This window comes from Kineosporia sp. NBRC 101731 (assembly GCF_030269305.1).
Taxonomy (GTDB): Bacteria; Actinomycetota; Actinomycetes; order Actinomycetales; family Kineosporiaceae; genus Kineosporia.
The window spans coordinates 66,194-87,049 of record NZ_BSTC01000021.1; the positions used below are offsets into that span (position 1 = coordinate 66,194).

Annotated in this window: 16 protein-coding genes; 12 read left to right on the top strand and 4 right to left on the bottom strand. The window is 70.8% G+C overall.

Annotated elements, in window-relative coordinates; genetic code table 11:
* Positions 1-41: 41 nt before the first annotated feature.
* The 5 genes from QSK05_RS33775 (at position 42) to QSK05_RS33795 (ending at position 4,862) form a co-directional block, all read left to right on the top strand.
* Positions 42-308 carry an acyl carrier protein gene (locus QSK05_RS33775; protein WP_285601484.1) on the top strand — a complete coding sequence of 89 codons (267 nt, stop codon included), beginning with the start codon at positions 42-44 and terminating at the stop codon, positions 306-308.
* Positions 305-2,044: an N-acyl-D-amino-acid deacylase family protein gene (locus QSK05_RS33780; protein ID WP_285601485.1), complete on the top strand. Its 1,740-nt coding sequence runs from the start codon at positions 305-307 to the stop codon at positions 2,042-2,044. The genes QSK05_RS33775 and QSK05_RS33780 overlap by 4 nt, the downstream gene beginning before the upstream one ends.
* Complete coding sequence (locus tag QSK05_RS33785) at positions 2,041-3,129, top strand: NAD-dependent epimerase/dehydratase family protein (RefSeq protein WP_285601486.1); 1,089 nt, start codon at positions 2,041-2,043, stop codon at positions 3,127-3,129. The genes QSK05_RS33780 and QSK05_RS33785 overlap by 4 nt, the downstream gene beginning before the upstream one ends.
* Before the next feature lies 1 nt (position 3,130).
* On the top strand, positions 3,131-4,069 hold the full coding sequence (locus QSK05_RS33790) for an SAM-dependent methyltransferase (protein ID WP_285601487.1): 939 nt from the start codon (positions 3,131-3,133) through the stop codon (positions 4,067-4,069).
* A 241-nt stretch (positions 4,070-4,310) separates the two neighbouring features.
* A complete protein-coding gene (locus QSK05_RS33795; RefSeq protein ID WP_285601488.1) occupies positions 4,311-4,862 on the top strand; it encodes a response regulator transcription factor in 552 nt (183 codons plus the stop codon).
* 15 nt (positions 4,863-4,877) lie between these two features.
* Here the strand turns inward: QSK05_RS33795 and QSK05_RS33800 are convergent, their stop codons facing one another.
* The 3 genes from QSK05_RS33800 to QSK05_RS33810 form a co-directional block, all read right to left on the bottom strand.
* Positions 4,878-7,244 (bottom strand): MMPL family transporter, encoded by a 2,367-nt coding sequence (locus tag QSK05_RS33800; protein WP_285601489.1) that lies wholly within the window; start codon positions 7,242-7,244, stop codon positions 4,878-4,880.
* Positions 7,245-7,354: 110 nt separating this feature from the next.
* Positions 7,355-8,692 (bottom strand): MFS transporter, encoded by a 1,338-nt coding sequence (locus QSK05_RS33805; protein ID WP_285601490.1) that lies wholly within the window; start codon positions 8,690-8,692, stop codon positions 7,355-7,357.
* An 81-nt stretch (positions 8,693-8,773) separates the two neighbouring features.
* A complete protein-coding gene (locus tag QSK05_RS33810) occupies positions 8,774-9,391 on the bottom strand; it encodes a TetR/AcrR family transcriptional regulator (RefSeq protein WP_285601491.1) in 618 nt (205 codons plus the stop codon).
* Between the two features lie 218 nt (positions 9,392-9,609).
* Between QSK05_RS33810 and QSK05_RS33815 the strand changes: the two genes are divergently transcribed.
* The 7 genes from QSK05_RS33815 (at position 9,610) to QSK05_RS33845 (ending at position 20,510) form a co-directional block, all read left to right on the top strand.
* Entirely contained in the window at positions 9,610-10,653 is a 1,044-nt protein-coding gene (locus QSK05_RS33815) for a hypothetical protein (RefSeq protein ID WP_285601492.1), read from the top strand.
* Positions 10,654-10,798: 145 nt separating this feature from the next.
* Positions 10,799-12,406: a SagB/ThcOx family dehydrogenase gene (locus tag QSK05_RS33820; protein WP_285601493.1), complete on the top strand. Its 1,608-nt coding sequence runs from the start codon at positions 10,799-10,801 to the stop codon at positions 12,404-12,406.
* Positions 12,407-12,408: 2 nt separating this feature from the next.
* Positions 12,409-14,565 carry a TOMM precursor leader peptide-binding protein gene (locus tag QSK05_RS33825; protein WP_285601494.1) on the top strand — a complete coding sequence of 719 codons (2,157 nt, stop codon included), beginning with the start codon at positions 12,409-12,411 and terminating at the stop codon, positions 14,563-14,565.
* 15 nt (positions 14,566-14,580) lie between these two features.
* Positions 14,581-15,354: a DUF5944 family protein gene (locus QSK05_RS33830; RefSeq protein WP_285601495.1), complete on the top strand. Its 774-nt coding sequence runs from the start codon at positions 14,581-14,583 to the stop codon at positions 15,352-15,354.
* Positions 15,341-16,927 (top strand): peptidase M16 family protein, encoded by a 1,587-nt coding sequence (locus QSK05_RS33835; RefSeq protein ID WP_285601496.1) that lies wholly within the window; start codon positions 15,341-15,343, stop codon positions 16,925-16,927. Before QSK05_RS33830 ends, QSK05_RS33835 begins: the two co-directional genes overlap by 14 nt.
* A 225-nt stretch (positions 16,928-17,152) precedes the next feature.
* Entirely contained in the window at positions 17,153-18,367 is a 1,215-nt protein-coding gene (locus QSK05_RS33840) for an insulinase family protein (RefSeq protein ID WP_285601497.1), read from the top strand.
* Positions 18,368-18,743: 376 nt separating this feature from the next.
* Positions 18,744-20,510, top strand: a complete 1,767-nt coding sequence (locus QSK05_RS33845) for an AMP-binding protein (protein ID WP_285601498.1) — start codon at positions 18,744-18,746, stop codon at positions 20,508-20,510.
* Between the two features lie 95 nt (positions 20,511-20,605).
* Here the strand turns inward: QSK05_RS33845 and QSK05_RS33850 are convergent.
* Positions 20,606-20,856: hypothetical protein (locus tag QSK05_RS33850; protein WP_285601499.1), on the bottom strand; the 251-nt coding region annotated here is incomplete at its 5' end.

The following is a 20,856-nucleotide window of genomic DNA, read 5'->3' on the forward strand; positions in this document are numbered from 1 at the left end:
AGTGTCGAGAAAACGTCGAGCAGTGTCGAGCAGGAGGAACCGTGACCAGGGACCAGATCTTCGCCACCGTCGTCGAGTTCGCCACCTCGGTGGGCGACCAGGTGTCCGGGCAGACCATCGCCCTGGACGACACCCCGCTCAGCGTGCACGGGCTCAGCTCGATGGGCCTGCTGCAGCTGTTCACCCAGCTGGAAGACCATTTCGGCATCCGGATCAGCGACGGCGACGGGCTGCGCGCCGGGAGCGCCCTCGACGTGGTGGACCTGGTCGAGCGCAAGCTCGGCGCCCGGGCCGGGGAGACGTCGTGACCTTCGACCTGATCATCCGCCGCGGACGCGTCTTCGACGGCACCGGAGCCCCGTCCGTCCTGGCCGATGTGGGCATCCGGGACGGGGTGGTCGCCGAGATCTCCGGCCCGCCACTGCCGGTCGAGGGCTGCCCCGAGGTGATCGACGCCGAAGGTGCCTGGGTCACTCCGGGCTTCATCGACGTCCACACGCACTACGACGCCGAGATCCTGGTGAACCCGGGCCTGCCCGAGTCGCTGCGCCACGGCGTCACCACCGTCGTGATGGGCAACTGCTCCCTGTCCACGGTCTTCTCCGACCCGGTGGACTGCGCCGACCTGTTCAGCCGGGTCGAGGCCGTGCCCCGCGACCAGGTGCTCAAGACCTTGCGGGAACAGCGCACCTGGTCCGGCCCGGCGCAATACGTCGACACCCTCGACGCGCTGCCGCTGGGTCCCAACGTCGCCGGTTTCCTCGGCCATTCCGACCTGCGGGCCCACGTGCTCGGCCTGGGCCGCTCGGTCGACCCCCGGGCTCGGCCCAGCCGTGCCGAGATGGCCCGGATGGAGGCCCTGCTCGAGGAGGCGGTCAAGGCCGGCATGCTCGGGATGTCGTCGATGACGAGCCCTTTCGCCCGGCTGGACGGTGACCGCTACCGCTCGGCCCGGCTGCCCTCGACCTACGCCACCTGGCGCGAGTTCCGCCGTCTGCACGCGGTTCTGCGCTCGCACGGAGCCGTGCTGCAGAGCGCCCCGAACACCACCCGGCCGCTCAACACCGTGCTCTTCCTGCTGAGCAGCTCCGGCTTCGGCGTGCGCCCGGCGCTACGCACCACGCTGCTCACCGCGATCGACCCCAAGGCGGCGCCGTTCTTCTTCCGGGTGCCGGGATTCAGCGCGCGCACGGCGAACCGGTTCGGTCGCGCCGATGTGCGCTGGCAGCATCTGCCCCTGCCGTTCGAGCTCTACGCCGACGGCATCGACCTGGTGATCTTCGAGGAGTTCGGTGCCACCGCGGCCGCCCTGCACCTGCGCGACGAGGTCGAGCGGCGGGAGTTGATGGCCGACCAGGGCTACCGGGACCGGTTCCGCGCCGAGTACAGCCGCCGCTTCCCGGTGAAGGCCTGGCACCGGGACCTGTACGACGCGCAGATTGTCGACTGCCCGGACGATTCGCTGATCGGCCTGAGCTTCGGCGAGGCCGCCGACCGTCGTGGCATCCACCCGGTGGACGCGTTCTGCGAGCTGATGGTGCTGCACGGGCAGAAACTGCGCTGGCGCACCACGATCGCCAATCACCGGCCCGACGTGCTCGACCGGATGGCCGTCGACGCCGGGGTGCAGATCGGTTTCGCCGACTCCGGCGCCCATCTGCGCAACATGGCCTTCTACAACTTCCCGCTGCGCCTGCTGTGGCGGGTGCGGGAGGCCCAGCGTTCCGGGCAGCCGTTCATGACCACCGAGGCGGCCGTGCACCGGCTCACCGGTGAACTGGCGGCCTGGCTGGGGCTGGACGCGGGCCGGCTGGAGGTGGGGGCGCGGGCCGACATCACCGTGATCGACCCCGAAGGGCTCGACGGTGAGGTGAACTCCTACCACGAGGCACCGATGGACGTCTTCGGCGGCCTACGGCGCATGGTCAACCGCAACGACCGTGCGGTGCCCGCGGTGTGCGTGGGCGGGCAGGTCGTCTTCCGGTCGGGAGTGGCGTCGCCGGTGGCGGCGGGGCGGTATCTGAGGACGCGGGAACGCTCGTGAGGGTGCTGCTCACCGGGGGAGGTGGTTTCCTCGGGCGGGCCATCCTCGTGCAGCTACGCGCGGCCGGTCACCAGGTGCGGGTGCTGAGCCGCCGCGAACTGCCGCCGTTGGCCGCAGTTCCGGTTGGTGTGCCGGTTGGTGTTCTGGAGGGCGTTCTGGAGGGCGTTCCGGGCGGTGTTCCGGTGGACGTGGTGCGCGGTGACCTGCGGGACGCGCGGGACGTGGCCCGGGCCGTGGCCGGCAGCGACGCGGTGGTGCACTGCGCCGCCCGCACCGGCTTCTGGGGGCCGTACGAGGACTTCTTCGAGACCAACGTGCGCGGCACCGAGCACGTGCTCGCGGCCTGCCGCCGGCACGGGGTGGACCGGCTGGTGCTGACGTCGAGCCCGAGCGTGGTGCACGGTGGCCGCGACCTGGCCGGCGTCGACGAGAGTGTGCCCTACGCGACCCGTTTCACTTGTCATTACCCGTACACCAAGGCGATCGCCGAGCAGCTCGTGCTGGCTGCGAACGGCTCCCGTCTGGCCACCTGTGCCCTGCGCCCGCACCTGGTCTGGGGGCCGGGCGACCCGCACTTCGTGCCCCGCTTCGCCGCGGCGGCTCGGCGCGGGCGGCTGCGTCAGATCGGGCCCGGCGACCGGCTCATCGACACGGTGTACGTGGACAATGCCGCTCACGCGCACCTTCTCGCGCTCGAGCGGCTGGAGCCGGGGTCGGTCCCGGCCGGGAAGGCCTACTTCATCACCCAGGACGACCCGCGGCCGGTCGCCGCCACGATCAACCTGTGGCTCGGGGCGGCCGGCCTGCCGCCCGAGCACCGGCGGATCAGCGTGGCAGCCGCCCGGGTGATCGCCGCGGCCGGTGAGACCGCCTGGCGCCTGGGCTCGCTGCCGGGGGCACCGCCCCTGACCCGGTTCCTGCTCGAGCACCTCACCACCGAGCACTGGTTCGACATCGGCGCGGCCCGGCGCGACCTGGGCTACGCACCCCTGATCAGTACCGCCCGGGGACTGGATCGCCTGCGGGCCGCCCTGTCCGGTCACCGGGCCGGTTCCGGCTCTGTTCCCGTCACTGAGGAGATCTGACATGGCACTGCTCCAGAACCCGGTCAACGGCCGCTACCGAGGCGTCTCGGTCGAGGCCGCACGCAAGCACTACGACCTGCCCGACGAGTTCTTCCGGATCTGGCTGGGCCCCAGCCTGGCCTACTCCGCGGCCCTCTGGCAGCCCGGGGACACGCTCGAGCAGGCCCAGGACCGCAAGATGGACTACCTCGCCGAACAGGCCCGGATTGAGCCCGGACAGCGGGTTCTCGACGTCGGCTGCGGATACGGCACGGAGGTGAAGCGACTCCTGGAGAAGGAGGGGATTTCCGAGGCCGTCGGGATCACCCTGAGCCAGACCGGGGCCGACTGGCTGCGGGCCCGCAAGGTTCCGGGTCTGGAGGTGCGGGTCGAGAACTGGGCCGACCACCGGCCGGTGCGTCCCTACGACGCGATCATCTCGTTCGAGGCGTTCGAGCACTTCGCCCGGCCGGGCATGTCGCAACGCCGCAAGATTGCCGGTTACCGGGCCTTCTTCGAGCAGTGCCGCTCGATGATCGCGCCGCAGGGCCGGTTGGTGGTGCAGACCATCACCTGGGGGCACCGCTTCCCGCTGGAACGCCGCTGGCTGAGCGACCTGTCGATGGCGGCCAAGAACTACCCCGAGTGCAATCCGGCCTTCCTCAGCGAGGTCGTCGCCGCGTCCGACGGACTGTTCGACCTGGTCGCCGCCCGCAACGACTTCGCCGACTACTCGCGCACCGCGGCGGCGTGGGTGCGCAATCTGGACGCGGACTGGGAGCACTCGGTGGACCTGGTCGGCCTGAAGAAGACACAGGACTTCAAGCAGACCATGACGGCGGCCGTGCGGGCCTTCGCCTCGGGCTGGTTCTACCTGCACCGCCTCACCTTCAGCCCGGTCGAGCAGCCGACCAAACCGGCCCGGCACTTCCTGGTCAACAACGTGATCGGCCGATTCTGACATTACCGATTAGTTTTCTTCGGCCCGTTGCTGATTGATGTGGTCGCGGGGGTTAAATATCCGTCCGATCTGGTTAGGATCAGTTGGATAATCCGATCGGTGCGATACGTGTGCACTTACGGACGAGGGCCTTTGGCATGAGCGGGGGGACGCAGCCTTGGACTCATCAGTACGTCAGCAAAAAGGATGTGGCAACGCCATTCTTCTGGGGTCGTGGTGGCCGACCGGTACGGACGGCGCCATGCGTCAGGGGGGTGTGGAGATCGTGCCCTGCGCGGACATGGGGGAGTTCCCGGCGCTGGTGGCCGACCCCGACATGGGGTGGTTGCTGTTCGCCGCCGGCCTGGACGATCACCACATCGAGCAGACCCTGTGGCGGGCCCAGGCGGCCCGCAGCGACATCGAGATCGGGTTGCTCGGAGCCCGTCACGACCGGCGGCGGGCCGAGCGCTGGATCCGCCGGGGGTGTGCCGTCTATCTCGAACTGGAGACCAGCCCGAGACGGGTGATCGAGGCGATGGACCTGGTGCACCGGTTGCGGGTACGGGTCATCGACTCGATCTTCCACGAGGGGCAGCACACCGGTCTCTCCCTGCCCCGGGTGGGGCTCACACGACGTGAGAGAGACGTTTTGCAATTGCTCGATCACGGTCACCGGAACAGCGAGATCGCGGGTTTCCTGCATATCAGCGAGAATACCGTCGAGTATCACATCCGGCACATTCTCCAGAAGCTCGGGGTACGTAATCGGATGGAGGCCTGTCGTCAGGCCACCGTGCTCGGGCTCATTTAGTTTTCGGATTTCTCGCTATTCCAGGTGGACTTTAGGAATGGCCCTGTCCAGGGGTCCCGGCAGCCACCAGTTCCACCGACCGGCCAGTGTCATCACCGCGGGTACGAGCACCATCCGGATCACGGTGGCGTCAAGGGTCACGGCGACGGCGAGAGCGAAGCCCATCTGCTTGAGCTCCAGTACGTCGGCCACCAGGAAGCTGCCGAAGACCACCATCATGATCGCCGCGGCTGCGGTGATCTGGCGGCCCGTGTGGCTGAGGGCGGTGGCGACCGTGACCACGTGGTCGTGCGAGCGGTCCCACTCCTCCTTCATGCGCCCGACCAGGAAGACCTCGTAATCCATCGAGAGCCCGAAGAGCAGGGCGAAGAGGGTGACCGGCAGGTAGGCCTGCAGGGTGCCCACGTTGCTGAACCCGAGCAGCGACTCGCCGTGGCCCTCCTGGAACACGAACACGGTCAGGCCCAGGGCCGCGCAGGTGGCCAGCAGGTTCATCACCGCGGCCTTGAGCGGGAGCAGGATGCTGCGGAACACCACGAGCAGGTAGAGGAACGACAGCCCGAGCACGATCGAGATCACCAGGGGCAGCTTGGCGGTGGTCTCGTCGCTGAGGTCCACGTACTGCGCGGTGAGCCCACCCACCAGGAACGTGGCGCCGGTGCCGGCCAGGGCCCTCGGCAGGATGTCGTCACGCAGGTCGCGCACCAGCTGCATGGCGCCGACCGAGTCGATCGGCACGTCGGCCACCACGGTGAGCAGCAGATGGCGGCCCCCGGTGTCCAGGTCGACGAGCTGGCCCAGGTCGGTTCGGAGGGCGGCGTCCCGGGCGGCGGCGCGCAGGGCGGGGGCGTCGTGACGGCCCGCCGCCTGGTCGAGTGCCTCGGTCGGCGAGACGATCTCGGCCACCGAGGCATTCGCCCGCAGGGAGTCGCCCAGAGAGGCCACGGCATTCAGGTCGGCCGTGGTGATGCCCCCGGGCCCGGCGTCGATGACGATCTGTACCGGGGCGACGGCCCCCGGGGTGAAGGTGGCGGCCACGATCTGCTGCGCCCGGCCGGAGTCGGTCTTGCCCAGCGCGTTGAGGCCGAGGTCGAGGCCCAGCTTGATCCCGCCCAGCGGCAGGGCCATCACCACGAGCAGCACGATGCTGGTGCCCGCGAACAGCCACGGGTGGCGCATGACCATACGGGCCCAGCGCCCCCAGAACGTGTCCATCGGGTCGCCGCCGCCCCCGCCGACCGTGTCTTGCGGGCGCATCCGCCGCGGCAGGGCCAGCTTCTCCACCCGGGTGCCGAGCAGTCCCAGGATCGCCGGCAGGAGTGTGAGACTGACCAGCAGGGAACAGGTCACGACGATGCCGGTGCCCAGGGCGATCTGCTGGAACACGTGGCCGCGGATCACGACCATCGAGCAGAGCGCGACCATCACGATGATGCCCGAGGCCAGGACGGTGCGGCCGGAGGTGTGCAGGGCCTGGCCGACCGCGCCGCTGACGATGCACTTGCGCTCCCTGCGGGTCGAGGCCTCGGGGATGCGGTGGGCCAGTTCCTCGCGGAAGCGGCTGACCACGAAGAGCCCGTAGTCGATGCCCACGCCCACGCCGATCATGCTGGCGATCACCGTCACGAACTGGTCCAGCCCGAAGACCGGGGCCACCAGGGCGAGCACGCCCATGCACAGCAGCACGCCGAGCAGGGCGGTGACGACCGGCAGCAGGGCTGCCACCAGGGTGCCCGAAGCCAGCAGCAGCACCGCCAGAGCCACCGGGATGCCGATCATCTCGGCGCGTTCCTGGTCGTGCAGCTCGACCTCGGACAGGTCTTTGTTCAGTGGTGTGGAGCCCGAGTACAGCGCCTCCACGCCGGTTCCCGAGGCCGCAGCGGACGCCGCCGCACTGATGTCGTCGCTGAGGTCGGCCCGCTCGCTCGCGTCGCCGCGCATGCCGATCAGCGCGACCGCGGTGCGCCCGTCGTCACCGATCCGGCTGATGCCGCCCTCGGTGTACGGGTCGACCACCCCGGTGATGCCGGGAAGGTCCTGAACCCTCGTCAGCACTGTGGCGACCGCGGCCCGGTAGGAGGCGGAACGGGCGCCGGTGCCCGAGGCGGTGAACACCAGCACGCCCTGCTCGTTACCCAGGGCCGGGAAGTGCTCGCCGAGCAGCTCCTGCGCCTGGTCGGACTGGGAACCGGTGATCGTGTAGCTGGGAGTGGACAGTTCGCGCTGCAGCACCGGGTAGAGACAGCCGGCCGCGGTCAGGATGACGGCCCAGATGCCGACGGCGATCCAGCCGTGCCGGGCCACCAGGGCGCCCCAGCGGTTGAGCAGGGACAGGTGCTGGTCGTCGTCGCCGCCCCGTGCTCCGTGGGATCCGTGTCTCATCGGTCCTCGTTCCCGGCCGGCGCCGTCCCGGCTGAGCGGGACGGTTGCCTGATGGCGAGGTGTGTGGCGAGGTTCGTGGGATGCGTTGTGACGGCGGTGCAGGAGGTTGGTCATGACGGTCTCGGGGAGGCGTCGTCGGTCAGCCCGGCGATGGAGGGCGCACACAGGGCGGCGGCCCCGCCACCCACGACGGTCAGGACGGCGATGGCCGTGAGTGCGCCCGACAGGTCGAGAGCATCGGTGAGGGGACCGGACAGGAGGGGACCGATCAGCAGGCCGATGGCATAGGCGATGTTGAAGAGGGCGTAGGCGCCGCCGAGCGCCGGTGGGCTGGCCTTGCCGCCCTGCACGCCGATCAGGGTGGTGGCGGGCGCCGCGATGAAGGCTGTGGCGGCCCCGAGCAGGGCCATGGCCAGGGCGACCGACCAGGTGCTGTCCGCGGCCCCGGCCCACCAGATCGACACCGCGCCGAACAGGACGCCGATGCCGGTCAGGAGCCGGTTGTCGACGGTGGCGACCAGGCCCCCGACGATCGGGTTGAGGGTGGCACCGACCACCACGGTGAGGGCGAAGAGCAGACCGATACGGGTGCTGTCGGCGGCGATGGTGTCGGCCAGGTGGAAGGGCAGCACCGGTTCCAGCGCCGCGATCAGCCCGGCCTGCACGATGATCAGGCCGACGACGGCCAGGGTGCCGGGTACGCGCAGCACGGTGGTGGGGCCGGCCGGGTCGTCGTTCTGCTGGTGCGGCAGTCGCGGGACCAGCATCAGCCGGGCCACGGCGTCGAGCAGGGCCACGACCGCGGCCACCACGAACGGTGCGTGCGTGCCCCAGTGCGTGGCGATGAAACCGCCCAGCGGCGGGCCGGCGAGCACGCCCAGGGCGACCATGCTCATGGCCAGGCCCATCCAGCGGGCGCGGTCGGCCAGCGGCGTGACCATGGCGATGAGGGAGAGCCCGGCGACCCAGGACAGGCCTGCGGCGGCGCCCTGGAAGAGCCGCCCGACCAGCAGCAGCGGGTACGGCCCGCCGACGGCGAACAGCAGGGTGGCGGCGCCGAAGCCGATCAGCCCCAGCAGCAGCGGGGTGCGGGGGCCGTGCCGGTCGACCAGGCGCCCCGCGAACGGGGTGATGAGCAGCAGACTGGCGGCGTAGCTGGCGAACAGGATGCCGGTGCCGGTGGATCCCGCATCTTCCAGGGCGGGCAGCAGTGGCAGGACCGGGATGGCCAGGCCGTAGACCAGCATGTCGACGAACAGGGCCACGCAGACCACGGCGATGGCCGCGCCGCGGTACCGGGCGTGCGGATCCGGTGCTGCGTCTGGTGCTGAGTCTGTTGCTGAGTCTGGTGTTGTGGCAGGTGGTTCCGTGGTGCCGGGCGGTTGCTCGGCGTGGTGCAGCGAAACGGACACCTCTTCCGTACGTGCCGGATCCCCGTCGGTGTTCATCGATCGCGCTCCTTCGGCCCGCCCCTGAAGAGGTCCCCCCTGGACGGGGGCAGGCCTTGCTGGTGAGTTGGTGGTGAGGGCTTATGCGGCGGTGACCGTTCTGAGGAGACGCTCGGCCAGGGCCCGGGACTGGGCGCTGTCGGGCAGGGGCGTCTCGCCGAGGGCGGCGCTGACGGTCACGCCGTAGGTGGTGCTGGCGATGAGGAACACCGCCGTGTCGAGATCGAGGGCCAGGGATTCCTGGGCGCTCAGTTCTTTGAGGGCGTGCCGGATCTGCTCCGACCAGCCGGACAGGGCCACCTGTTTTTCCGGCAGGCCCTCCTGCTCACCGGCCTCCCCGGTGGACTGGGGAGCCACGATGGTCGAGACCACGGCCAGGGTGCGGAACTCCGGATCCTCCCGGAGCGCGTCCAGATAGCCGGCCACGAACGCCACGAGGCGCTCGCGCGGGTCGGTGTCTTCGGCCTGCAACTGCGCGAACGCCGGGGCGGGATGGTCTTGCCAGGCCTGGGCCAGGGCGGCGTGCAGCAGGGCGGTCTTGTCGGTGAAGTGGTGGTGCACCGCCCCCCGGGTGACCCCGGCCTGCTCGGCGACGCCGACGAACGACGTGCCGTTCCACCCCTCGGAGGCGAAACGCTGCAGGGCCGCACGCAGGATCTTCTCCCGGGTGCGAGCAGCTTCCTCCGCCGTGTTCCGCATACATACAGTCTTGCATGTATGTAACGAGGGTGTCCAACGGGCCGTCCGAGTGGGTGAGGGGTGGCCCGGGGTTTTCCGTGGGGAAGAACAACGGCTGGTGCTGGCGCCCGGCCGACACCCGCCCACCTAACCTGGAAATCCACGCACCGCAGACGAAAACGACTGCTGGGGCGAGGAGTACGTCCACCATTTCCGGCTTGGACCGCCCTGGAGGACAGATGACCACAACCGCCCCGGTGATCGGGACCGGAGACGCCTGCCTGACCCGGGTCGGCCCGGGTCTGGTCACCCTCGGCAGCGCCGCCCGCACGCTCGAGGTCAGGGCGGACGACGAGGTGGCGGCCGAACTGCACCGTCTGATCGACCAGGTGCTCCCGCTCTTCGCGTTCCCCTCCGCACCGGGCGAGCTGGATCCCGGCGACCTGGAGCTCTACGACAAGTACCGCGAGCTGATCGAGCGCCTCGACCTGGTGCGCACGCCGCGGGCGGAGGTGCTGGAGCGCATGATCACCCCGGCGCACAGCGGGCTCTATCGCTACCTGGCCCGGCACAGCAGCGCGCCGGACGAGCGCTTCCTGGCCGTCCTCGATCGCCAGGTGGTGCTGCACGGGCCCACGGCCTACGTGCGGCGGCTGTCGCGCATCGTCTCCGAGCAAGGGCTGGCGGTCGAGGTCGGTCTGGACTGGCGCCCGGGTGATCCGCTCCCGCAGCCGGCCCCGGGCGAGAACGGTGTCACCGTGATGGTGGCGATGCAGGGGGGTGCGTCGGTGGCCGACTGGCGGGCGGTCAATCAGGCCCATCAGAACAGTGGACGTCTGTGGGCACCGGTGCTGGTCACGCCGGCGGACGTGCGGCTGGGCCCGTGGACGGCGCCCGGGGAGTCAGCGTGCCCGACCTGCCTGGAACGGGGTGGGGCAACGGATTCCGGATCGCTGGTTCCGGCCTGGTCTGCGGGGTCTGCGGGGTCTGGGGCATCTGGGGGTCGGGTGGGTGCCTCGTCGGTGGGTGCTGCCTCGTCGGTGGGGGCTGCCTGGGCGGCGTGGGCGACCACCCAGGCAGCGATGGTGCACTGGACCGGAGGCGTGCTGGCGCACCTGCTGCTGCGGATCGCCGCCCCGACCGGGCCGAACCACCCGTGGGGCAGCCTTTTCACGCTCGACGCGGACCGGATGCGGCAGGAGTCGGTGCGGGTGTGGCGCGATCCGGCCTGCCCCGACTGCGGTGTCAGCGGCCTGCGCACCCCGGCCTGGCGGGACCTGTGACCGCCGGGGCAGGTGCCGGTGTCGGAGCCGGTGCCAGTGCCGGTGCGGTGACGACGAAGACCGCCATCCTCCTTGTTCGTGATCAGGCAAACTGTTCCCGGGGAAGTGGGGGCACCTCCCGGCCCGCCCAGGGCTGGAGGATTGCATGATCACGAACGAAGGAGTGGAGAGGCGGCCGGCGAACGCGCCGGGCCGCCGCACCAGCTCGACCGCCGTCGACCACGACGCGGTTCTGGCTGGTCTCGGCCTCGCCGCCCGGGTTCTGCCGCCGCCCTGGCCGATGCCCGCCCACGTGCTCGCGCTGGTGGACCGGCGTCATGCGGGGGAGGGCAATGCCCTGCGGGCCGGAGCGGTGCCGATGCGGGACCTGGTCGCCGCCCCTGATCGCGCCGAGGCCGAGATGCTGGCGCTGGAAGCCGGATTCGCTGTCCGCCTGTCCACCCCTCAGGAAACGGCTTTCATCGGAGCGGCGGCGGACGAGGACGGGGCGGTGCTGCGCTCGCTGCTGCGGGCGCTGGAGGTGTTCGCCGTTCCCCGCCACCCCTGGGAGCCGGACGGACTGCGGTCGGTGGTGGTGGGCGTCCTCAAGCATCTGGGGCCCGTGACCTTCTCGGCCGGGCGGGCCGGTGCGGATCTGTTCCAGGTGGTGGCGACCCGCACGGACGGGACCGTCGGCCGTGGGTGGGGTCGGTCACGGGAAGAGGCCGCCTCACGTGCCGTTTCGCGTCTGGTGGAGGTGCTCGCGGGCCGGCCGCAGATCAGCCCGCTCGAGGTGGCCGGTGGTGATCTGCCGATCCGTGACTTCCTGCGGGAGAACGGACGCGCCGCTTCCTGGCGGGTCGTGCACGCGGCGGACGGTCGGGTGGTCGTGCAGACCCGGCTGAGAAAACCCGTGCCGCAGCAACCCTGGTCGGCCCAGGCCCCGCACCAGCTGAATCTGTCCGTCCCGGACGAGCGGGTCCGGATCTCCCGGCTCTATCACGAGAACTCCAAGCTCCACCGGAACTTCCGCGACCTGCCACCGGTCGACCTGGCCACCGTCACCCCCGGGTTGCAGACCGTGGTGGCGCAGGCCGCGCGGGTGGTCGCTCCCGGCACCCCTGAGATACGGCTGCCCCGACGCGACCGGCAGCGCTCGCAGAAGAGTCTCGACCGGGTGCTGCGCAGTCGCCGGTCGTGGGCCGGGATGGACGATGCGTCCATGACTCTCGACGATCTGGGGCATCTGCTGGACAGTGCGATCGGTGTCACCGGCAGCTGCGGCCTGCCCGACTCAAAGGTGCGGATGCCGATGCGTGCCTTCCCGGCCTCCGGCGGGCTGTTCTCCACCGACGTGTACGTCTATGCCCGCCGGATCGAGGGTCTCGCGTCGGGGGTGCACTACTACGAGCCGATGCGGCACAGCCTGCATCACGTGCGGGCCGACTGCGACGACGAGGAGGTGCTGGAGAACATCGGTTACCCGGCCCGGGCCCGGCAGGCGGCCGCGGTGCTGGTGTTCGCCGCCTCGTTCCGCCGTCTGCAGTGGAAGTACTGGGAAAGGGCCTACCGGATGGTCCATCTCGACTGCGGTCACCTGGCCCAGAATCTGATCCTGGTGGCCGGCTCGATGGATCTGGTGGCCCACCCGATGATCGCCTTCACCGACGACTACTTCGACCGTCTCACGGGCGTCAACGGCCAGGACGAGGCCGTCATCCATCTGACCCTGCTCGGCCCGGCGCGGGCCGACAACCCCCGGCCGAAGGAGTGACCATGGTGAAACCGGCTCTGGACGACGAGATCGTGCTCTCCCCGGGGACGCACGTACACGCGGTGGACGACGACAGCGGCTTCCTGGAGGAATCCGGCGGCGTCCGGCGGATCCAGGGCGAGCACCTGGGGGCGGCCGTCAGCGAGGTGCTCGGTGTCCTGACCGTGCCGCGGCGGGTCGGTGAGGTGCTCGACGGCGTGCGCGACCTGTCCCGCGACCAGGCCCTGACCTGGCTGTCGGACCTGCTGGAGGCGGGGTTGGTGCGGCCGGGACAGCCCGTGGCCCGTACCACGGTGCAGGTGTGCGGCGACGAGGCCCTCACCGCCTGCGCCCGGGTGGCCCTGCCCGCGCACGCCCGGGTGGGCGCCGACGACGCCGATCTGGTGCTGGTGATCGCCGATTCGCTGTACGACGCGCGGGCCGAGGCCCTGGCCCGGGACTGCGTGCGGCGGGGCAGCGCGTTCCTGGTGGCCGGCGCCGATCCGGGACGCGGGGCGTTCGTCACCCCGGTGTGGCGGCCGGGCGAGCGGCTGGCCTGCTACGAGTGCGTCCGCACCCGCCTGCACGCGAACGCCCCCACCGGGCGCACCCGCTGGGAGTACCAGCAGAGCCTGTCCGGGGGCGGCGTCAGTTCGGGGCGTGGTCCGGTCGGTGTGGCCGGTGCCCTCGGGGTGGCTGCGGTACTGGCCGGGGTGCGGGCGGCAGCCTGGCTGAACGATACCGACGGGCCGCAGGACGACCTGATCTGGATCGGTGACGACCTGACCGCCGGACACCGGCCGGTGTTGCCCGTCCCGACCTGTGCCTGGTGCGATCAGCAACAGGTGGGGCTGGATCGGGTCGAGCCGACCGGGCTGCTCGCGGCGGTGGACGACGTGGCGGGCATCGTGCACTCGGCCACGGTGCGCCTGGCCGAGTCCGGGCCGCGCGTGCATCTGGGTGGCAGCGTGGCGGCGGACAACAGCCTGGTGCGGCCCTCGTTGCGGGTCACCCTGAACGGGGGCGCCGGATTCACCCGCAGCGCGGCATTGCTCTCCACGGCCGGGGAGAGTGTGGAACGGTACGCGGCCGGCATCTGGCGCCGCGAGGACCTGCTGGTCGCCCGGCACGACGATCTGGTCGAACCTGCCGTTCACCCAGGGGAATTCGCGCTCTACTCCCCGGAACAGTACGCCGACCCGGCCTTTCCCTACCGGCCCTTCACCGCCGCGGACGTGGTGCGCTGGACGCGGGCCCGCCGGCTGCGGGACGGGGCGGCGGTCTGGGTGCCCGCCTCGACCGTGTACCTGCCCTACCGCAGGGTGCGGGAGGAGGACGAGTTCGCGCCGTCGATCTCCACCGGTCTGGCCGCGGGCCCGGGGCACACCGCGGCAGTGCTGTCCGGCCTGCAGGAGGTGATCGAGCGCGACGCCCTGGCGATCTCCTGGCTGCACCGGCTGCCGCCCCGCCCGGTGTCTCCCGAGGTCGTGGCCGCCTCACCCCGGGTGGCCGAGCAACTGGCCCTGGGCACCTCGTGGACGGTCGACTTCCACGACCTGTCCCTGGATCTGGACCTGCCGGTGGTGGCCGCGGTGATGCGCTACCGGCGGGACCGGGAAGACGTGCTGTCGTTCGGCAGTGCCTGCCGCGGCGACCTGGCCGGGGCCGTGGAGAAAGCGTTCCTGGAGGCGGCGCAGGGGCTCACCTACGTGCGGCGGCTGCTGCGCACCTTCGCGGACTGGCAGGCGGCCCCGGACTTCTCCGACGTCGACGAGTTCAACAAGCACGCCATTCTTTACACCAAGTACCCGCACCTGCGGGAGCGGGCCGGCTATCTGCTGCACGGGCCCCTCACGCGTCGTCCCGCCCGGCTTCCCACCCGACGTCCCGACCCGGCACCGGACAGCGACCAGGCGCTGCTGGACTCGGCCGTGCGGCAGCTGTCGGAGGCCGGTCACGAGGTCTACGTGGTGGACCTGACCACCCCCGACGTGGCGGCCCTGGGCGTGAGCGTGGTGCGGGTGCTCGTGCCGGGCCTGCAGCACCTGTCCGGCAGTCACGCCCTGCGGTTCCTCGGTGGTCGCCGGCTGAAGGAGATGCCTCTGCGACTGGCCCGTTCCGAGGGACACGAGCCGTCAAGCAGTCAACCGGACAACCCTTTTCCCCACCCCCTACCGTGATCATCTGGAGGAACCATGACCTATCTGGCGCCCCGGCAGGTGGTCGACACCGTGTTCGGCCGGGAGTTCGACGACACCGACGACCTGTCCGAGGCCTTCGCCCGCAACGTCACCAGCGAGCTGCTGGCCGGCACCACCACCGAGATCGGTTTCCGGGCCGAGGTGATCGGTGACAGCGGGCTGAAGGTGATCGTCCGCAGCACCACCCAGGGCCTACAGGGCGAGGCCACGATCAGCCACCGCTTCTACTTCATCGACCGCGAGGAGATCCGCACCCGCCTGCACCAGGTCTCGCCGGAGCACCCCGAGGCCGAGACCGAACTACTGGTGCTGCTGCCCGACGGTGTGGACCGGGACTACTTCCACGCCGCGGTGCACGACTCCCACGACCGGCTGCTGGCCGTGCAGGCCGTGGTCTACGATCGGCAGGGCCGCAACACCCGGTACCCGTTCCGCCCTGCCCTCGTCTCGGACATCCGTGCGGTGCGGGCCGAAACCAGCGTCGTTTCCTCCGGAACCGGCTCGCCGGAGGCCCGTTTCACGCTCGATGTGGAACCGCAGGAGCGCGACCGGGAGATCGCCGTGCTCTGGGAGTCGATGGGGCTGATCCTGCGCTACCCGGTCGCGCTCGTCGCCGGGCAGACCCAGGTGTCGGTCGGGGTGTCGCTCGGGCCGGACGGTCCGCTGGCCACCGGTGACTGGGTGCTCATCGCGGTCGACGAGAACGAGGGCTTCATCACCCAGGCCCTGTTCGTGATGAGCCCGGCGGCCTCGCATGTGCCCGGCTGACCTTCGGCTGATCCGGGGCCGGGCCCGGCCCGGTCCGGTGGCCCTGAACCTGCGTCTGCCGGTCGGCAGCGGGTCCGAGGAGCCGGCCGCCGAAGGACTCGTCCACCTGCTCGAGCATCTGGTCGTCGGCTCGGTGCCCACCCGTTTCCGGTCTCGGGTGCGAGCCGCGACCGGAAGGGATGTCACGGTTTTCGAGCTCTCCGCGAGCCCGGACGAGGCGGCTCAGGCCGCTCGCGGGTTACTGGCCGCCGTGCGGTACCCGGTGCTCGGTGAGGTGGCCGTGGCCCGGGAGAAACCGGCGGTGGAGCAGGAGACCCGAGAGCGGCACGCGTCCACCGGCTGGCGCTTGCAGCAGCGGTTCCTGGCGGCGTGGTGGGCCGGTACCGGGTGGGCCCACAGCACGCTCGGTGACCCGGCTGTTCTTCGTGAGACTCGTTACGGGGCAATTGATGTGGTTCATCGACAGTGGATCTCGGCTCCGGGAGCGGTACTCGCGGTGGCCGGTCCGGAGGAGGGGATCAGGGCTGTGCGGAGGGCGGCCTACGAGAGTGCCGGGGCCCGGGATCCTGGAATTCGGGTCGCGGGAGCGGGCCGCTCCGGTCGGGCGCCCGCGCTTGATGAGGACGGTGTGGTTGGGGTAGGCGATGCGGTGCGGGTGGACGATGCGGTGCGGGTAAGCGGTGCGGTGCGGGTAGGCGGTGCGGTGCGGGGGGACGATGTGGTTCGGGTGGACGGGATCGTGCACCGGAGCGATCCGGTGCCGGGGAGAAACTCCCTGGGATCGGAATGGCCTGTACCGATGGGCCTTTTCACCACGTCTTGGACCGATCTGCCCAGCGGTCAGGTGATGGCGGGTGTCGGGCTGGCTGACGAGGTCACCGGGCCCGCCACTGAGACCGCCCGCGACCTGGCCCAGATTCTGCTGGAGGACGCCGGTGGTCCCCACCTCACCACCCACCGGCTGGGTGGGGTGCGGGCTTCCTGGGTGGTCCGGCCCGAACCCGGCCTCCGGCGAGCCGGCGGGCGGCAGCAGAAGGAGGCGGTCGGGGAACACGTTCCGGGGTCGAGGGCTGCGTCGAGGTCTGGAGTGGTGTCGGGAGCTGGAGGGGTGTCGAGGTCTGGAGGGGCGTCGGGAGCTGGAGGGGTGCCGGGATTTGAGGTGGCGTGGGGTTCTGGGGTGGTGTCGGGCTCTGGGTCGGCTTGGGGTTCTGGAGTGACGCGGGGTTCTGGAGTGGTGCGGGGTTCTGGAGTGGTGCCGGGATCTGGGCCGGCGTCGGGTTCCGGTCCTGAGCGGGCATCAGGGCCTGCCGCACCGTCCGCTCTCCTCCAGGATCTCGGCCTGGCTCTGCGGCGGGCCGATGCGCTGCTGGCCCGGAGCCCGGAGCGGCTGGATCAGGCCCGGGTCCGGCATCTGCGCCGCATTGAGCCCGCCACTGCGGACGCCGCCTGGATCGCTGATCCCACGATGATCGGAGCCGGGGTTCCCGATCGGCGCGCGCTGGCCCTGGGGGTCACCGAGGTGGCGGTGCGGGCCCAGTTGCTGCGCTGGCTGAGGCGATGTGAGACACGGTGAGGTTCTGGTGGACGGCGGTTCTCGGCCTCGGATGGGTCTGGGAAGCCCGGTGTCGTCGCGGTGGGCCGGCTCCGGCCGCGGTGTGGCGACCACTGCGACCGGTGCTGCGACCGGCCTTGCGACCGGCCTTGCGACCGGCCTTGCGACCGGCCTTGCGACCGGCCTTGCGACTGCGGCCGGCGTGTCGGTGGGGTCGGCTCGGTGGCCAGTGGGTGGTGATGTGTCATGGATGAGTGTGTCCGGGCCGTCCACGTGCCCGGAGCAGCGGTCGGGGCCGTCGTGCTCGCTCTGCGGGCGGCAGATCTGCCGCCCGCGGTGATGCCGGTCGCGGTGGGCGCCGCACCGCACTGGGCCCGGATGGTCGCGCGGCTGCTGCGGGGCACCGGGTCGGTGTGCTCGGCCCTGGTGACCCCCGACCTGATCGGGGTGAAGGTGCAGTTCCTGCCGGATCGGGCGCAGCCGGTGCGGGACGCGCTCGCGGTCATGCCGCGCCCGGGCCTGCGTGGACACTGGGCGGTCGCGGTGGGCGAGCTGATCCCGGTCGCGGGCGAATGGACCCTGCCCGACCCGCACCGAGCCCCGCACCGAGCCCCGCACCGAGCCCCTCGTCGGGCCGCTCAGCAGGAGCCGGTGGCCCTGTTGCGGGCCCGCATCTTCCCACCCGGGCACCGGTACGCCGGGGCGGAGGGATCGTCGGAGGACCGGCCGGATTCCCGGGAGCTGCGGACCCTGGACGATGCCGCGGGCCGCGCCCGTCTGCTGATGGTGGAGGCCGGGCCGCAGGTGCCCGCACCGGACGTCGTTGCCTCCAGACCGTCGGTTCCTTCATTCGCCGCTCCGTCGCACGTCGCCCACGGTGTTCCGGTACGGCTGACAGGTCCGGAGCGGGTGCCGGTGGTGTCAGGGCCGGGCTGGTACCTGCTGGGGTTGCCCGGGGTGGCACTGGCCGATCGCCGGAAGACCGCTCTGCACTTGGCCTGTGACGTTCTGGGGGGTCCGGGCGGGGTGCTGGCCCGGCGGCTGGGGGCCGGCACGACCTACTCGCTGTCGTTGTTCAGCCGGGAACTGGCCGACGCCGGGTATCTCACCGTCATGGTCTGCGCGGCGCCGGAACGTCTGGCCGGGGTCCGGGCCGGGGTGCGGGAGGTGTTGCGCGACGTGGAGCGGGAACTCACTGACGAGGCGATCGGTCGCAGCCGGTCGGCCCTGTTGGTCAGGCATCTGGAGGGAGAGCGGCACGCCGACGACGTGGCGGTGCGCACGGCCACGTATCTGGCGGCGGACGGAGAGCCCGGCGCGGCCGGGGACGAGATGCGCGCCATGAGCGCGGACGAGGTGCGCCGGTGTGCGGGGGAGCTGCTCGGCGGGGCCGGGGCGGTGGAACTGTACCTGGTGCCCGAAGGGGCGGTGGATTCTTTGCCGGGCCAGGGTTTTCCGTGAGGCCAGGAGCGCCCGGAGCGGCCTAGTCTCATTCTCGGGAAGGTCACCCGATCTCTCCCGGAACCGGTTGGCTGATCCGTTCTCCCTACCGGGGAACGGGTTTCTCACGAGAGGCAAACACCATGTTCGAAATCATCGGTGAGACCGCTCTGGACCTCGACGCGATCGGTGTGGCCGAGGGCTGCAGCAGCAGCTCGACGACCAGCTCGCTGGACATCTCGGACGTCGAGTTCGAGTGACAGCCTGACCCTCTGGCCTGCTGTTCGCCGACCCGGCCGGCCGGGTAGCCGACCGTGGGCCTGAAGGCTGGGCCCGGCACCGCGCCGGGCCCAGCCTTTTTCATGAGTTCTCCTCGTCCTGGTGAAAGGTGAACCGAGTGACGCAGATTCATGAACTAAACACGGCGCCCTGGGTGCCGCGCCGGGGAGAGACCCTGCTGGGCCGGCTCCGGGAGCTCGCGGAGAGCCGCGGTGACGAGGAGAGTCTGCGCTTCGTCCGTTTCGGCGCTCCCGACATTGCCTGCTCCTTGCGGGAACTGCTGGAACGGGCAGCCCCGGTGGCCACCCGCATTGCCGAGCGGGCCCGCTCGAGGGGCGGGGGTGCGTCCTCAAGCTTCCCCGTACCCGTGGTGATCACCGCCCTCGACCCCTACCCGACGGTGCTGGCCTTCATGGCCGCCCTGCAGGCCGGGACCGCGCCGCTGATCCTGGCCCCGCCGAACGCCCTGGGGGGTGACAATGCCTTCGCGCAGCGGGTGAGCTCGGTGACCGGACGCCTGGGGGGCCGGTGCCTGCGGGTGAGCGACACGTCTCTCGGAGGGATGCTCGGGCCCGGCGACGATCCGCTGGTGCTCGACGAGGCCGACCTTTTCGGAACGGTTGCGCAGACCATAGCACCGGTGGTGGATCCCGGTGGCCCGGACGACGTGGTGTTCTTCCAGATGACGAGTGCCTCGACGGGCGACGGGAGTCTGGTCGCCATCTCGAACGACAACGTGCTGACGAACGTGCACGGTATCCGGGCCGGTCTGGGCGGCGGCGCGCACGAGCGCATGTGCGGCTGGCTGCCGCTCTATCACGACATGGGCCTGATCGGGACGCTGCTGCTCAGCATGCTGCACGGCTGGCCGCTGCGGCTGCTCGCCCCGGCCGCGTTCGTGCGCCGGCCGGCCCGCTGGCTGCAGGCCATGAGTGATCACGGCGCGACCATCACCACCGCACCGAATTTCGGCTATGACCAGGCCTGGCAGCAGCCCACCGACGCGGAGCTCGAGGGCGTCGACCTGTCCTGCCTGCGCCTGGTCGTGACCGGTGCCGAGCCGATTCGCAAGTCCACCCTGGAAGGCTTCTGCCGGCGCCTGGCCCCGTACGGCTTCCGGGCCGAGAGCTTCTCTCCGGCCTTCGGTCTGGCCGAGTCGACGCTGGCCACGAGCTTGCACCGGCCGGGCCGGCTGCCGTGGTTCGTGCGGGTCGACCCGATCGGGCTGCACCCGGGCCGTCCTGTTCCGGTGCTGGGTGAGGGGGTGTTGACCGTTCCGGGTGAGGACGATCGGGGAGTCGCGGTTTTCGCCCTCGGGCCGGCCCTGCCCGATCTCGGTCTCGGACTGGTGGACGACGAGGGTGCCGCGATCGACGGTGACCTGATGCTGGGGGAGATCGTGCTGAGGGGACGCAGCGTCTGCGTCGGCCGGTTGGAGACCGCCGAACGGGGACTGGTGCGCACCCACGGGGGCCCGCTGTCCACCGGGGATCTCGGATTCATCTTTCGTGGCAATCTTTTCGTGCTGGAGCGAAAGAAGCACGTGATCATCCGCCATGGTCGCAACTACCTGGCATCCCTGCTGGAGGAGCAGGTGGCCGCCGTGCTCGACCACCCCGTCCACCAGTTGATGGTGCTGGACCTCGACATCACCGACCCGGTGAGCCCGGTCTGCGTCGTCCTGGAACGTTTTCGGGGTGCGCCGGACCTGACCCCGCAGCAGCACCGAGCTCTGCGCGGTCTGGAACTGCCGGTCGACCGGCTGCTGAGCGCCCGACGCCGGATCTTGCCGCGCACCACGAGCGGCAAGAAGCGCTACTACCTGGCGCGGCAGCTGGTCCGCGCGGGGGAACTGAAGGTGGAGGAGACGCTGGAGCTGAGGTGACCGGTGTGGACGACTTCTGCGCGGAGGAGACTTTGCTGGGCGTGGGGTTCGAGTCAGGTCTCGGTACTTCGCCTTGGGTGCACCGGACCGGCCGGTCAGAATGGTGGCTCTCCATATTCCGCATGACTTTCCCTTCTCGCGCTCGGGGGAGCGTGAGATGGCTTGATCGAAGGCTTTCGGTGCTCTTCGTCGGCGCGCGCCGCGCTTGCACCGGTGGCTCGGCGTAGCCGGTCTTGCCGGTTGGCGTGCCAGGCCAGGTCGTTCTGCCAGCGGCGGGTGCGGCGGGCTGTGCGCTCGGTCGAGTTCATCAGATCTTTCTCGATCAGTTTCTCCACCGCGGGCTCGG